The 15,450-nt window shown below is 45.7% G+C and carries 9 protein-coding genes and 2 pseudogenes; 2 read left to right on the forward strand and 9 right to left on the reverse strand.

Going from position 1 to position 15,450, the window contains the following annotated elements:
• The first annotated feature begins 537 nt into the window (after nucleotides 1-537).
• Complete coding sequence (locus tag A372_RS34220) at nucleotides 538-1,059, forward strand: uridine kinase family protein (protein ID WP_051004506.1); 522 nt, start codon at nucleotides 538-540, stop codon at nucleotides 1,057-1,059.
• A 69-nt stretch (nucleotides 1,060-1,128) separates the two neighbouring features.
• On the opposite strand, the gene A372_RS0117790 is transcribed toward A372_RS34220, so the two are convergent.
• The 3 genes from A372_RS0117790 to A372_RS0117800 all read right to left on the reverse strand — a co-directional run bounded on the left by A372_RS0117790 (nucleotide 1,129) and on the right by A372_RS0117800 (nucleotide 3,439).
• A complete protein-coding gene (locus A372_RS0117790; RefSeq protein ID WP_019422236.1) occupies nucleotides 1,129-1,506 on the reverse strand; it encodes a hypothetical protein in 378 nt (125 codons plus the stop codon).
• A gap of 359 nt (nucleotides 1,507-1,865) precedes the next feature.
• Nucleotides 1,866-2,459 carry a TetR/AcrR family transcriptional regulator gene (locus A372_RS0117795; RefSeq protein ID WP_019422237.1) on the reverse strand — a complete coding sequence of 198 codons (594 nt, stop codon included), beginning with the start codon at nucleotides 2,457-2,459 and terminating at the stop codon, nucleotides 1,866-1,868.
• A 137-nt stretch (nucleotides 2,460-2,596) separates the two neighbouring features.
• A complete protein-coding gene (locus A372_RS0117800) occupies nucleotides 2,597-3,439 on the reverse strand; it encodes a PEP-utilizing enzyme (protein WP_157259603.1) in 843 nt (280 codons plus the stop codon).
• A gap of 1,028 nt (nucleotides 3,440-4,467) precedes the next feature.
• Between A372_RS0117800 and A372_RS0117805 the strand changes: the two genes are divergently transcribed.
• Nucleotides 4,468-5,445, forward strand: a complete 978-nt coding sequence (locus tag A372_RS0117805) for an EndoS/ChiA family endoglycosidase (protein ID WP_019422239.1) — start codon at nucleotides 4,468-4,470, stop codon at nucleotides 5,443-5,445.
• 228 nt (nucleotides 5,446-5,673) lie between these two features.
• Here the strand turns inward: A372_RS0117805 and A372_RS0117810 are convergent.
• The 6 genes and pseudogenes from A372_RS0117810 to A372_RS34225 all read right to left on the reverse strand — a co-directional run.
• Nucleotides 5,674-6,081: pseudogene (locus A372_RS0117810) on the reverse strand (IS256 family transposase); the annotation flags it as partial.
• A gap of 121 nt (nucleotides 6,082-6,202) precedes the next feature.
• Nucleotides 6,203-6,946 carry a CsxC family protein gene (locus A372_RS0117815; RefSeq protein ID WP_019422241.1) on the reverse strand — a complete coding sequence of 248 codons (744 nt, stop codon included), beginning with the start codon at nucleotides 6,944-6,946 and terminating at the stop codon, nucleotides 6,203-6,205.
• A 413-nt stretch (nucleotides 6,947-7,359) separates the two neighbouring features.
• On the reverse strand, nucleotides 7,360-8,430 hold the full coding sequence (locus A372_RS0117820) for a right-handed parallel beta-helix repeat-containing protein (protein ID WP_019422242.1): 1,071 nt from the start codon (nucleotides 8,428-8,430) through the stop codon (nucleotides 7,360-7,362).
• Between the two features lie 117 nt (nucleotides 8,431-8,547).
• Entirely contained in the window at nucleotides 8,548-9,939 is a 1,392-nt protein-coding gene (locus A372_RS0117825; RefSeq protein ID WP_019422243.1) for a cytochrome P450, read from the reverse strand.
• A gap of 330 nt (nucleotides 9,940-10,269) precedes the next feature.
• Nucleotides 10,270-12,798: a DUF4855 domain-containing protein gene (locus A372_RS0117830; protein WP_019422244.1), complete on the reverse strand. Its 2,529-nt coding sequence runs from the start codon at nucleotides 12,796-12,798 to the stop codon at nucleotides 10,270-10,272.
• A 387-nt stretch (nucleotides 12,799-13,185) separates the two neighbouring features.
• A pseudogene (locus A372_RS34225) lies at nucleotides 13,186-15,450 on the reverse strand (bifunctional cytochrome P450/NADPH--P450 reductase); the annotation flags it as partial.

Here is a 15,450-nt window from a genome sequence, read left to right on the forward strand (position 1 = left end):
CACCATTTCCTAAGTTTAAAATACAAGTGTGTTATTAGAAGGTCATACAATTAGTACTTGGCATTCGTTCATTTTTTTATATGTGAGTTAGTATAGACAAAAAAGTTGTAAACGTCAAATAGCAGATTATCTAAATTACGTTCTGGCTTAACCGCCAAATACGCAAGTCAGAATGTTATTAAAGCTATCCTTTTTCATGGCGCTGCCCAATTAATTGACACTGACGGTCAACGTATGCTTGCCTCAGCTCCTTTGTAAGTAGATGGCGTATGGCGTGGTTTCTTTTCCTGTAAGTTTGTTACCCGTTGCAATATTCCTCCTAATTTTATTAAGTTACTACGATTTCTCTTAGCTTTGTAGTGACTATTTAACAGACAGTTTCCTTCAATAAGCAGGGTTTCATGTTATCTATAAAGAATTCATATTTAGCAAATTTGAAAGCGGTGATTTTGTGGATTTCATAACGAAAAAAGGTGAATTTTCTACGATGGAACAATTAGTGGGGTCTATTGACAAAATTCCCAAAAAAAATCTACCCTGTTAATTGGAATAGATGGTTGCGGGGGTTCAGGAAAAAGCACATTGGCACATAAATTAAAAGAAGAATGTTCTGATGTTACGATTGTTCATATGGATGATTTTTATCTGCCTTCTGCTCAAATTCAAAATATATCCCCAACCAATAAGCCTGTCGGTGCAGATTTTGATTGGACACGAGTATTCAGTCAGGTGCTTGAACCCATTAGCCAAGACAAGGAAGGGCATTATCAACGATACGATTGGGAAACAGACTCTTTGGCAGAATGGCATACGATTCCTATTGGGGGTATTGTGATTATAGAAGGTGTTTACTCCATTCGGAAGGAACTAGCAAATAAATACGATTTTACGATATGGGTTGATTGTCTGAGAGAAATAAGACTTGCAAGAGGTGTGGAAAGAGACGGAGAAGCAGCTCATGATATGTGGGAAAAGAATTGGATGATTGCTGAAGACATTTATATGGAAGAGCATAAGCCAATTGAAAGAGCAGACCTTGTGGTTGATGGAACGAATTAAAGCTAATATGTCATCCCCCCTGCTTCATTTCTTAGAATCCTGTACATCTCAAGACGCCGAAATCCTTAATCATACATTGAAATGTTGCTGCTCAAATTGATTCTGTTCGTCGAATTGCCGCACAACCTTATCAGATAACGAGGCAATGGTACTCCCGCCAAGGCCCCCCGCCGGAAGCAGAGAATCGAGCGACGAGTCGTCTGGTGAAGTCACGCGGATACGCCTTAATCGGTCCGTAGGGAAATGCTCGTTCGGCACCTCCGCTAAATGCGTGAATTGCTTGCGGCTCTCTGCCGGGAGCAGCGCGAGCGCCCGGTTGCTTAACGCCGCTTGCTGGAGCGTTGCTTCCGTGTGCGCTTGCAGCGGATGCTGGTTCATGCCAACATACAAGGTAAGCTTCTCGTTGCTGTAGCCTGAACTTAATTGAAAATGTAAGGTTTTTACCATTGATATTCTCCTTTTCAACATCTATATCAGCGATATATAACTACGAAAACATCTTATTGGTAAGTTGAATAGTTTATTCCTTGAATCACCCTTTCATTAATAATCAAAGTCTTTAATGTTATTTTTTCTTTTTCATCATTTAACTTTTCCGTTTCGTTTGTGCTGCGACGCTGAATGGCGGCAGAGTGAAAGGGTTGCAGCAGGAAAATGCGGATATACAACGTTAAGGACATTACAGTATAAAAAAACCCAATCTCTCAGTGTAACAAATGAGAAACTGGGATTTATTTTAACCATTGCGTCCTTAGCTTTTTCTGACACAGTTTTTCCTGACACAAAAACTCGTTCTACAACCTTCATTACGTAATTACTTTTATGAACTGCTGAACGCTCATGTTGATATAACGTTTTCTTTCAACTGGATCGGTTTGAAACCTGTCATACAACAAAAAATACATGACTAAACTCGTCTGGACATTGCGTATAGCTAAAAAAAGATAGTCATCGTCCTTCGTTATCTTTTGTTTCAATAGATGATGTAAAGGCTGTAAGCCCTCTTCAATCGTCAGGACAAGTCGATCTCGCACTTTTTGATTTCGTTGTGCTTCTCCGAAAAACATGACAATAAGCTCTTTTTTTTCATGCAGCATGTCTATTAAATTTGTGAAAAACTCATTGAGCACCACATCTAAAGATTGATCCAGCAAGAAATTCGTATTTGCAGTATTTTTCAAGTCATGATTAAGGGTGTGTTTCTCTAAAATGGCCCAAAGCAATTCTTCTTTAGAATTGAAGTAATGATAGATTAAACCGTCTGTGACTTCTGCTTCACGTGCGATATCTTTAGTGGTGCTTGAGTCAAAGCCTCTTTCAGAAAAGATTTTCAATGCGGAATCGATCAATTTGTTCTTGGTTTCAAACGCTTTTTGTTGGCGTAGAGTGTTTTTTGTCATTTGCAGCTCCATATTCGCAATAAATCAAATTATTGCTTAATCATTTATTAACAAGCTAACAAATCATCCTGTGCCTGTCAATTTCCCATCCGACACTAAATGCGTTTTGCTTGGCAAGCCAACAACCCGTTTCCCCCTTATCGTACCCGGTGCACTATGCCTGTTGTGCCATTGACGATAACCCGATCTCCATCAGAGAGAACTTTGGTGGCGTTTCCGCATGCCATGACAGCGGGGATACCGTATTCTCTTGCTACGATGGCCGAGTGGGATAATACGCCTCCCGTATCTGTGACAACGGCTGCGGCAACGGAGAAGAGCGGTGTCCAGGCAGGGTTCGTATTTGTGCATACCAGAATATCGCCTGGCTTCAGTTTGTTGAACTCTTGAGGCCCACGTATAAGCTTAACGACGCCCTCGGCTTCGCCTTGGCTTGCCCCGGCTCCGGAGAATGATTCTTCTCCGGCTTCCTGCTTCTTGATATCTGCCGCCCCTCTGCAAGTATTCATACGGTTCCACACCTTCCGGCGTTTTTGTGCGAGTTGTGCCATTACCTCTGCTTGCTTGCCGTCAATAATGTCCTCCAATTCATTTACCGACAAGTAATACAGATCCCGTGTATGCCGTATTTTCCCTTCTGCCACAAGCCTTGCGGCAAGCCGTTCGGCGCAATCCCGAAGGATCGCCACAATCTCTTCGTACATATACAGCGTAGCCTCTCGGGCAATCCAAAATCCTCTGGTCATATCCAGCGCCCGTTCAAACGATTCGATCCACTGTGGCTTTTTCAATATCTGAACGATCTCCGCCCGGATGCGATTATATTCGTTTGCTCGTTCCTTCTCATCGTCAACCAGCCCCTCGGTATGTTGGACCAAGGCATGAACCATGCTCAACACGTTGTCAGGTTCATCTTTCCATGCCGGATAGCTTGGCTGCGGTTCCATTCCTGATGCGCATCGACATCCATGTTTGTCCATGAAGCGTTCGATCTCCGCTTTGAACGCAGGGCAGGGATTGTCATTCATAAAAGACTCGTACATACTGCCAAACGGCTGCTTATCCAATATCTCGAGAACAGCTGGACTAACCGCCGCAACTCTAGCGAGCCCCTTCATGTCCCGGTTGACAACAGCGGTTTTATAATCCAGAGCCTCAGCAATAGCGATCGAAATCGAAAGGGCGCAGCGGCTCGGGAAAATGATCGATGAGTACAGGCAGAAACCTCTTGCGAGCAAACTGCGGAAGACGCGCTATCAACTATAGCGAGGAAGCTTATTTTACAGACCCAAGAAGAAGTAGTGGGGACCAAATCAAGATAATAGTATTAATTTTGCGCAGATGATTATTAGTCGATTATACCTATTAATTTTTTTTATTTCTGGCCGATTATATAAATGACTCGACTTTTGCAGCTTAAATTACTGAATAAGCCCTTTGATATAACGAGAAAAAGTGGCGATCCATTGACGTTCTTGACTCATAAGGGCGCAGGAATTTACGCCAAGCAAATCGAGAGTGATTCAAAAAGAAATACATGAATAATTATTCGGGGAGGTTTTAAAATGGTTCATAATTTAGGATGAAGTACAGCGCAAGCTGGCGCCACAAGCCAAGGCCTATCCCAAAGTCTAAATCCAGATAAGAGTAGAAAACGACTGCAAACTTTATTAGATTACTCACCCGTTCTGCGTGAGGGATGGGAGCACTTACAACATGGTATGACTGCTCTCCAACCTTTGCTGTTGCAAACCTGAGGTTGAGCGTGGTTAGAGCAAGGAGAACCGATGGGGCACGATGCGTAACTGGAAAGATGAAATTGTAAACTATCGGCACTGCCGATGGACGATTGCAACTGTTGAAGGCTGTCATAATCGCAATAAGGCTTAGCAACAACGACATTACTTCACCGAAATCGTATTCGGTATAAAGACGGAATTCCCTCTGAAATGTAACCGCTTACTTTAGTATCTCAAATATTATCATTTAAGGAAGGGAGTTATCTTTTATGAAGAAAACATCAATGTTGTTAATCATGTCGACAATTTTAATTTTATCTTTGGTAAGTGGCTCAATTATTTCAGCTAGTCCTTCAACTTCTGTAGTAAACGAGTTAACTGAAGCTCAAAAAGCTCCTGTAATGATGGCATACTATAGAACATGGCGTGACGTAACCATGCCTCATGATGCAAATTCAACTCTACCATACCCTAATGTGACAGCTATGACAGACATTCCTGAAGAAATCGATATCGTTTCCGTCTTCCACTATGTAAAACCAGGTACAGATGAACAACTATTTTGGGACACGCTTCGTGATACGTATGTGCCTATCTTGCACGAACGTCAAACCAAAGTGATACGCACTATAGATATAAGGGAGCTATATAACGTACCTAGTATTGGTACAATGCCCACATCCAAAGAATATGATGATCATGCGCAATCCTTAATAGATAAATACTTAACTCCCTACAATTTAGATGGCTTAGATATTGATATGGAGGAAACTTTAACTCAAGAAAAAGAAACAAAAGCTTTTGGTGTTTTTGAAGCTCTGTCTAAACGGTTAGGACCAATGTCGAATAGTGGCAAGCTGCTTATCTATGATACACACAAAGACAATCATAGTCTATTCAAAAAAGTAGCTCCATTTTGTGATTATTTGTTTCTACAAGCTTATGGCAGAGATCCTGGTAGATTAGATAGTACATGGGCAACTTATAAAGATACGATCTTCCCTGATCAGTTTCTTCCGGGGATATCTTTTCAGGAAGAATTAGGTGCAAACTGGGGTGATACTCAGGAACCATTTGAAACAAGTAGAGCTTACAAATATGCTGTTTGGCAACCGGAAGATGGTCCTAAGGGAGGAATGTTTATCTATGCCATCGATAGAGATGGAAAAGAATACGGAGACAATACAATTACTGAAACAGACTTTAGTTGGACAAAAAGATTAATTGATGTCTTGAAAAATAACTAAATACTTCCCAAAAAGCTGTCTATAAAAAAAGACGGGGGTGTGATCTTGCCCCTGTCAAGTAGACAGTATTAAAACTGAAGTAATAATTTTGTCTGAAACCTCTCATTGTTAAAAAATAGATATAGGCATCCATATCTTTCTTCAATTGCTCGAATGTATTGCACGGGTCTGTCAAGGATTTTGTGTATACTCATTCATACGAAGCTCCCCGGAGAGGGAGGGGGCCCCTCACGGCAAATGCTGGCCGATGCGTTCCGGAAAGAAGACGGAGAACTGCAGCAGCATTTGCCCCCAGTTTTGTACGCGGCCCGTCCATTTGCGCGTGACATCCATCGTGACGAGATATAGCATCTTCAGCAGCGCCTCATCGGTAGGGAAAATGCTTTTTCCTTTCGTCACCTTGCGTAGCTGGCGATGGCAGCTTTCGATCATGTTCGTCGTATAGATAAGCTTGCGGATCTCTGTCGGGTACTTGGAAAACGTAGCGAGCTCGTCCCAATTGGCGCGCCACGAACGGACAATGAGCGGATACTTGGCGCCCCATGTCTCTTCGAATCGATCCAGCTCAAGCAATGCCATTTCCTCTGTCGCAGCCTTGTAGATAGGCTTCAAGTCCGCTGTCACCTTCTTCAGATCCACGTTGTAAGGAATCCCCTCCTATTTGAACCTTTATTACGAGCGGTAAGCGGGTGAACGGGTATGCCTCAAACGTTAAGAAAGCTGTCGAGAATTTCTCGGCAGCTAAGCTGTATTGGCGTTACTTACAATCTTTTTTGTGGTCTTTGCAATCATCTTCATCTTTATGGCCCCATGGCAATGGAACTTGCTGCTTTTGCAATACTTTTACGGTTACGTTCATAACGATTTTTTCGCGCACTTTTTCGAACGTCTTCTCTCTGCGAGGCAGATCATCATCGAAGTCGAAGTCTTCGCCAATGTCGAGTTCATGGAATCTGACCTTTACCAGTTCGCAGAAAGGCTGCTCGTTAAAGAATACTTCGTGACTGAACAATGTTTTATCAAGTCGAGGCGACATTTCGTCTTTACCCAAGAACTCGAACTCTTCTACTCTTTCGGAGGTAAGCTCTGGCTTCACTTTGCCGAATTTGATTTCGGTGACGCATTGGAAAGGAACGTGCACAGTCGTATGAAGAATTCTTCCGCAAACAGCAGTAGCCGTAGGAGATCTGTCAGCCGTGGCATATTCAATATTTTTGCGGATGAATCCTCTGAGGTACAATTTGGCTCTGGTCACCCATTTGCCATGGAAATCGGTAGGAACCAATTTGCACTGTTCCAAAAACACTTTCTTCTTGATACGTTTAATTTCCAAGGCAGGTTCATCTAAGCTAATCAGGGCCTCCACGTTGACTTGAACTTCGCGCTCTGCCAATACTACTGGAACTTTAATCGTGGGCCAATGCGGATCGTGTTTTTCGTTATCGCATTCAGCCAGTGTAGTTGATTCGACAACGCGGCAATCTCGATCTTTACAAGACATGTTTCATTCCTCCTCATAAAAGCTGCTTAATCATGGTGTTCCAGTATTATACTATTACGGGAAGGTAGATTTGCGTTGGCGCTTGTCTAAATATCAGCCTCTTTTCAGAGTTTGGGCCATCCTAGGCAGAACGCTTAATGTCTTAATTCGGGAGATTGAAAGAGGCAACACTTCCGCCAACGTGCATACCGTGCAGCATCGGTGAAATTCGGGGATAAATCCGGCATTAATTTGAAAAGAAAATGATACCGTTGCAGTCTTGCCGAAGTAAACGCCCAGACTTTATTGTCTGGGCGGATAATGAATAGCTATTAATTGCTATTGTTCTGTTAGTACAGCTATTAAGTATAAATAACATGGTTTCCATAGCTTTGAAGGAGCAATGCTCCCTGTGGATATTGGATTGGATATTCTTAGTATGCTGCAATGTTTCCTTTGTACATATTGCCCGCCGGGATTCTCGTATTTTGCGTCGCCGATGCGCTTGCGTTGCCGTATCCTGCAACGACGTAGACCGCAGGGTCATCCAGATGCAATGTATTGTTGGTGAACTTGTTGTTGATTCCCCAGCCGGCGACGATCTGATGAAGCTGAAAAGCGTCTATAATGTTGCTGTTGCTGTCTTGATACCCGACATTGTTACGGATAACGGCCTCGTTGCCCTTCACATCAATGAAGCTGTCGGCATAGTTTTTGCCGCTTATTCCCTCCCCATAGAACGTGCAATTCTCTACAACCGTGCCGAGCGTTCTTTCTTTAATATCGATATGCTCCGCTGTCACGTGAGGGCCAATGACCACATTGCGAATCGTATTGTAATGTGTGGCTTGGTTGTAGCTGGCTCCTTCGGCGGAACCAACGTACACCCCTTCGCCATACCCTGGCGATGTTCTTCCGGTATGATGGATATTCGAGTTTTGTATGGTGCTGTAAGAACTGCCGTCCCGGAAATGAACGCCCTCAGAGCCGATGTTGTACACTTCTACATTCGTAATGAGCGTATGGTTCGAATGATCCAGTATGATGCCTTTCTGGGCGTTCGTAAATTGGAGATCGCGAACATTCCAGTAGTCGCCGCGTACGCGCAGGCTGAACCCTGAGCCTGTGGAATGGCCCGATAACACGGCCGGATTGGCGGGGTCCTCACTTTGGATGATGATCGGCTGCTCCGCTGTTCCATTCACGTCCGAGGAAAAGCTGCCCTTGTAAGTGCCGGGCGCGAGCACTATTTTATTTCCTGGCATCACGTTCTTCAGAGCGCTGGAAAGGCAGGAAGCCGTGCTGCAAGAAATCGCATTCTTGCCTGTTGGCGTGCCAGAGTCAGGCTCTTGAACCGCCCATTGCGGCATTGCTGCAGACTCCTCTCCTGCGGAAGCGCCGCTTACACTCCCTGCAAACGACACTAAGGTGATAACTAACAAAAAAACAAACCAAAGTGCCGCCGTTTTTTTCAGCTTGGTTGCAAAGCGTTCTGGATTACTCAATTGTCATCTCTCCTTTTCTTGTCATTTTCTTCTGAGGTTGGGTATTGTGCGGCAAGCGCTCTCAACCATACTTATAGATTCATTAAATGATATAAGCGCCAGTGTTTTTTAATCCAGTTAAAAATCGATCAGTTGATTAATAGTTCCACGAACAGGCACTCGTCCGAATTTCCAATCTTGAGGAAAAATACGCATAGGCATCCCGCTTACAGGTCGCATCATTAGATTAGGACTAATTTTTGCATGGTGAACAACGGAGAAACGGTACCGCATAAGGAGTACGGCAAGGACAATTTTCATTTCCTGCATGGCAAAGCCCCAGCCGATGCACATATGCGGTCCCGCACTAAATGGCAAATATTCAAATGGAGTTCGTTTGATAGTGCTCCAGCGTTCGGGTATAAAACGATTTGGTTCGTCATAAAGTTCAGGCATTCGATGCGTAATCAGTTGACTGAAGAAGACATTTGTTTTTTCTGGAACGGAGAACCCCCCCAGTTCACACGAAGAAGCAGTTATCCGAACACCAACACTCGCAGGCGGTAATAAGCGCAAGCTTTCTTTCACGACTCCTTCAAGTAACGGCAATTTGCTTAGTTTATCCAGACTCAGTTCATTTTCAATTTCTTTCAGTTCCTCCAAAAGGTTGTATAGGATGTCTGGGTGTTGGCTCAGCAGAAAAATGGTCCATGTCAGTGCATTTGCTGTAGTTTCATGGCTAGCGACAAATAAGTTGAACGTATGACCGATCAATTCTTCATCAGTTAGCGTTGTGCCATCCTCATCATGAGCTTTTACAAGCGAGGCAAGTACATCGGTGGCGTTTCGTTCTAATCTTTTTTGTTCAATCATCGAACGAATATGTGTATTCAGTTGCTCGGCATTGCGCAAGGCCCGATGATACGGTGTATACGGAAAGTTAAAGGGTGCGAGGGAGACCAGTAATATCGATTTGGTCATTTGTGTGATAAATGTGCCTATTCGATTCAATTCTTCTTCGTTGTACAATCCAAAAAGCGTTTTGACTGCAATTCGTTGCGTTAATTTCTTCATTTCCAGATTCAAATCAATTTCGGCTTTATCCTGCCATTCATCGCTTAACTGTTTAGTAAGTCTGAACATATCTTTACTGTACTGCAAGATTTGTTCGTGATGAAAAGCCGGCTGCATAAGACGACGATGCTGCTTATGTTTTTCTCCTTTCATTAATGACAAGTTGTTAAAAAACATCCGCCCCATAACCGTATCTTTAGGCATCCTTACAAGCGCTGTGCTAATTTCGAAAAATTCCGGATTGGTAAGGATTTGACGGTTCAATTCAGGTCCAAATGCAAAAACTTGCGTAGGTCTGTCCCCCTGTCCCATAGCAACCAAGTTGCCATACGTATGATACAACCAACGCTGGAACATTAACGGGCTGCGAAAAAAATGGAACATATTCATTCTCCAACCACCTACAGAACGTGGACCAGGAATCTGTGTGACGGGTGTACCATTATTAGCTTCCATATTCACACCTCTTTTTTATAAAATGAATTACTATCATTCATATTCTTTATAGTAATCCATAAACCCTATGTAATTCATGGCTGGACTTATGGGTCCAATAGAACCACGCTGCATCAAGCAATTTGATAGGAACCAACTTTTTACCTGCATATACCTTTCATGGAACTTATAGCGCGACTGAATCTGAGCTGCGAGAAGCGCAGAGAAATACGCCGCAAATATTTTTAAAGAGCTTAAAGAAAATAGAAATAATGATGGGCCGCAGTATGCTTTCAACTGCGGCCCATCATTATTTCGTCGCATATCGCCGGTTTTCGTCGCTCTTCCCGTTTACTTGAGCATTAATCTGGCGACTGCGGCGAGATCCTGAATGTCGATTTTACCGTCTCTATTGACATCCATATGCTTCACTTGCTCCCAATCCGGACTTTGTTTGGTTTTACCGTAATGGGCGGCTACGATGCCCAGATCGCCGACAGTGACTTTACCGTCCCCATTATAATCGCCCGGTATCTTTACCGTCACCTGAATTGTCTTAGAGGAAGGCGCTGCTTGCGTTTCATTTCCTTGCTCATCTCCCAGCACAGCGCTAGAGATTGAAATGACGCCTGTGGCAGACTGGGCATCCTTTTTCGCTTTAAAGGTAAACTCCACCAGCTCCGCATTGCCAGTGACCGCATGCCCGGCACCTTGGCTGGCCATTATCACACGAAGCTTGCCGGCCGTTTTCTTGTCGATTTCGACAAGGCTGATTCCGTCGATGACGGATCTCGCTGACACAAACTCCATGAAAGCGGAATCATAATCGAGTCTGATATCCTGACCATATACAGCCTGCGTGACACTTGTCAGACCGTACGTAACGGTAAACTTCTCCCCTGCCGGGACGGAGCCGGTACCCGCCAAGACCGTCTGAACCCCTGCCGGCATGGAACCGATCGTCACCGTTATCTTGGCGATATTGGAATCAGCCTTGCCGTCATTCCCCTTGAACGTGAACGTATCCGTGCCCGTCTGCCCCGCATTCGGCGTATAGGTGAAGGCGCCGGTAGCAGCATCCGTTATTTCCGCCTTGCCTTTTGCGCTCTTCTCCACAATGCTGTACGTCAGTCCATCCCCGTCGGCGTCGCTTGCCGCCAGCTTACCGCTGATTGGCGTATCCGCTGCCGTGCTGAATGCAGCATCCGCCGCTACTGGAGCCTTATTATCCGCAGCACTTCCTTTTGCAAATTGGTAGAGCTTATCATACAGTTCCCGTATCTCTGGATCTTTGCTTGCTGCCGCATCATGCAATATAGTGCCGCTGCCTTTATAATACGCTTTATAAGCATGATCCTTAAAACCAAACTGTTCCCCGGCATCGAGGTATTCCAAAAATCTCTTGCGGAACGCCTTGTCTTTCAACATCCGGTCGTCGAATTCGAGCTCTACGCCCATACCGTACCGCTTCGCAATATTTGCCGCATCCTTGAGCCGATCCATATTCAGCTCTTCAAAGTAATAGTTCGGTTGGAAGGCAGACGAGTCGAATCCGACATCTTTCCACATAAAGCTTTTATAACTCAGGAAGTGAGGGATCCAGAATGCCTTCAGCCCCTGAGCGTGTACGAGACCGTTGACGAACCGAAGGAACTCCGGTCCCGACTTACTCGTGCTTACTTGCTCATCCAGCCAATACAGGCCGACAAGCTCAAGATTGGAGTAGCTGCTCGTGTTCCAACGCTGCATAACCTCTTGAATCCACCAGCGGATGGCTTTTTGCCTATTGGCCATAGCCGCTTCTTCGCCGACCTCGCCAGCGTTAAAGTTCTCCGAGACCCCATCGCCATCCACATCACCAAAATTCGATAAATGCTCCCCCGGATTCGGTATCATCATGACGACCTTTACTTTATGTTCGGGCTGCCCCAGCTTCTCGCCAACTTCCTTGGTCGCCTCATTCACCTGATACATATCACCCTGATCGTTGAACGTCTTATCCAGATACCATTTCCATTCCGACAGGTTCGTTTCTCCATTGCCAAAATCATGTCCTTGCGGAGTCAGCAAACCAAGCATCAAGACGCCGTCAAAGAACCAGTCGGCTAGTTTTCCTTCCTTATTGACATAGCCAATCTCAGGAATCAAATTTTCCTTCGTCAGCTTCGGGACTTCAGAATAATAGCCGTTGTATATGAGCGACAAGTTACGTATTCCTGCTGTGGGCTCTCCCGGCTGCAAATAATGGAACGTTTCGGAAGGCACCTGCTTCGCGCCCTCTGCTTTGCCATCGGCTCCCCAGACCTCAATTTCATCGATGAAGGACCATGCTTTCGGGTGCATGGAGAACGTTACTTTGACATAACGGGCATAAGCCATCACCGCATCAGAGCCGGCTGTTGGAATTCCATCCTTGCTTCCGTCCCACACATAGTACTGGTCAACCGGCGGTCCATCTACCCACAAATGCTCAGTCGCTCTATGAGCTATCGTACCCCAATGCTCCTTATCGTCGGAGACGTACACCGATACGGTCAGCGGGAAGAGAATAGCCGAAGAAGGCCAATCTTGCAGAAAATGGGCTTTTACACTAGAGATAGATTTGCGCTCACCGAGATCGAGCACGATTTCACGAGTCGTCTTGTGCAAACTCCCGACCCATGCCGGATCCAGAACGTTCAAGCCGCCAATCTTTCCATCCGTAAGCTTATTCCCGGGATCCGGATAACTGGATTCCGGCGCCTCCGACCATTCATAGCTAGCCTCCTTGGCAAGATTGCGAAGTTCCGGTTGATTCTCAGCCGCATGCGCATTGGGAATCGCAGTCAACATCATCACCATGCAAACGGTTAGGGATATCCATCTTTTCATCAAGTTCATCTTTTTCCCTCCTGAGTCTGGTTTACAACCTCCGTAAAATTATTAATTCCCTCCTTAGCTATGATTTCGTTGCAAATGAATGATGACATGCCTCCTTTCAACGATTTCGCCGCAATGATTGATTAAGCTTGAAGAAAGCGTCTTCAATGTAACATTAAGAGACCTGTTCCTCGATTCAAAGAGACAATTCATGACTTTTATATACTTTTGTTTACCTTATCCCATTCCCCGTGCCGAAAGACGCCTGTCATTCAAATAAGTTGCTCCGGAGAAAAATGTGTTGCCAAGGCAAAACCCTTAAACCGTTTGCACACGGAATAATATCCACAAAAAAACTGCCCCATTCAAGTAGGAAATCTACTCTAGAGACAGCTTTCTTCATTCTCTTTATGTGCCAGCCCATACATCTTTAGCATAACGCCCCTCTGTTTGAAGGTTATCCAACCAATCTTTTGCTTCTTCGTGACCTGCTCCATGTACAGTTCGATATGCTTGTTGTAATGCAGACTCAACACCCGGCGCCATTCTGGCGCCATCTCGCATACATAGATCCGCCCTCCTCCAGCAAGGAGGTTGATTACATCTGATGAATTCTGTTCCAGCAGATGCTGCACATAGGTTTTGGGTGTGCCTTCCACGCGCGAAAAAGCAATGTGAAGAGTAACGATACAGTCTCTTTCATATTGTTCAAGCTCTTCCCGATACATAAAATCAGATTCGTTCCTGCATCCGAAATAAAGATGCGCTTCACCCAGAGCGATTCCTTCCTGCTGCATTGCGGCTCGTGCTTGTAAGAAACCTCGAAAAGGCGCTACTCCTGTCCCGGGACCCACCATGATAATCGGAGTTGCGGGATCATCGGGGAGCTGAAATCCGGATTCCGATGTGCGAACGAACATAACGATTTCTTCTTCCGGCCTGCGATCAGCCAAGTAATTGGATGCAACACCTCGATATTCGCCGCGGCCGCTCCAAGCAGAATTATACACGACGCCTACCGTAATGCTGGCCTGTCCGGGGTTGGCTCGAGGAGAACTTGAGATCGAATAATATCTGGGTTTTAGAGGAGGCAGCAGCTCCAAGAACCTTTCGAACGGCATCTCGCAAGCTTCATATTTTTCTAGCAGCTCTAGCATCGAGACGCGTTTCTGCAATATCTCATTCTGATAGACGCCCTCCTCTAACAAAGCTGCCAATTCATGCTTGTGCGGCGGACACATCGTATAAGCCGCGAGCTCGCGCAGCTATGTCCGAGTCGCAGCTTCCTGCACCTCTACGCTTCGACCAAGCAGATCAGCGAGATATACGGGACTATCCTGCGGGAGATGAGCTGCGGTTTGCCCGCTAGCCGTCACAATCAATTGATCATTCCCTTTCAATCCATACCGGCGCAGAATCCGATTGACAATCTCGCTGCTATTACACGGCAGCACTCCAAGGTGATCGCCTTCCCGATATGCAACCCCATCCGGCAATGCGATCTCGATATGTCGTGTGCTCCGATCGCTATTTTCCAACTGAAGTTCACGATTTGCCGTTACCGTTCCGTAAGCAGCATCGTATGCCAGGGCCAGTGGAGCGCCTGCCAAGCCGCTTACGAACTGAACGTTAAGGGTGCTTCGTTCCTTTCCCACCCCGTTTACTTGCAGACCGAAAGCGTTTAATGCGTCAGACCACATGCGATCCCGCCACTCGTTAAGCTGCTGCTCGAAGTCCCCGCTGGCATCAGCCTCGCCACGCAGAGAGAGCCTCCTAGCTCCTTTAAGAGCAAGCTGCTCATCGATTAGCCTTGGCACGTCCTGATACGTGCTGGCCCAATTGCGGTCTCCGCAGCCGAATACCGCATAATGAACTCCTTGAAGCTCACCCGGCTCCACCCCTTCCAGCCATTGCACGAATTCGCGCGCATTGCTCGGAGGTTTTCCATTATAAGAAGCGGCAACGATGAGCACAGCCCCTTCTTTCGGCAATTTTCCTATCCAATCATTAAGGGATCCAACCTCGCTCCGGACTCCGTGTGCATGCGCGATATCCGCAAGCTCGCGTGCGATCCCCTCTGCAGTGCCTAAATTAGACCCATAAAGCACGAGCAGAGATGCATGTTCGGCTCCGGCGATGGAACTGCTAACTTGACTCCGCTGCACTTCCGCTCCAGCAGCATTGGAATCCCCTGCTTCCGGTTCTTGAGCAATTGTGCTTGTCTTTTGTTTATTACGCAGCTTCACGCGCATCTGAAAATCGCCCGGCTTTAACGTTAATGTTTGCTGCACGTTCAGCTGATAGTTCGTATGATCAATCAACTCAAAATGCTGGAGAATCATTCCGAGAACTAATGTCGCTTCGTGAAGGGCGAACTGCATCCCGATACAAGCCCGTTGACCGTTTCCAAATGGCTTGTAGGCATGATTAGGAACCTTACCGGGATCTTCAAACCGCTCGGGACGGAACTCATCGGCGTCATCTCCCCAGGCATCTTTGTCGCGATGAAGCTGCGGCGTGAGAACTCCAACCGTTTCTCCCTTTTTGATTGGATACTTTCCTCCAATTACCGTATCTTCTTTGGCATAGAGTTCAAAGCCCGGGGCTGTTGGCCATAAACGCAACGATTCATTTAAAATCATGCGAACGTATTTGACACTCCACACGGCTAAA

The organism is Paenibacillus sp. OSY-SE (assembly GCF_000283315.1).
GTDB lineage: Bacteria > Bacillota > Bacilli > Paenibacillales > Paenibacillaceae > Paenibacillus_B > Paenibacillus_B profundus.

What these genes read in the sequence shown, in the direction of transcription:
- A372_RS0117790 (WP_019422236.1), bottom strand. Translation starts at nt 1,506, where the DNA reads ATGGTAAAAACCTTACATTTTCAATTAAGTTCAGGCTACAGCAACGAG.
- A372_RS0117795 (WP_019422237.1), bottom strand. Translation starts at nt 2,459, where the DNA reads ATGACAAAAAACACTCTACGCCAACAAAAAGCGTTTGAAACCAAGAAC.
- A372_RS0117800 (WP_157259603.1), bottom strand. Translation starts at nt 3,439, where the DNA reads ATGGACAAACATGGATGTCGATGCGCATCAGGAATGGAACCGCAGCCA.
- A372_RS0117805 (WP_019422239.1), top strand. Translation starts at nt 4,468, where the DNA reads ATGAAGAAAACATCAATGTTGTTAATCATGTCGACAATTTTAATTTTA.
- A372_RS0117815 (WP_019422241.1), bottom strand. Translation starts at nt 6,946, where the DNA reads ATGTCTTGTAAAGATCGAGATTGCCGCGTTGTCGAATCAACTACACTG.
- A372_RS0117825 (WP_019422243.1), bottom strand. Translation starts at nt 9,939, where the DNA reads ATGGAAGCTAATAATGGTACACCCGTCACACAGATTCCTGGTCCACGT.
- A372_RS0117830 (WP_019422244.1), bottom strand. Translation starts at nt 12,798, where the DNA reads ATGAACTTGATGAAAAGATGGATATCCCTAACCGTTTGCATGGTGATG.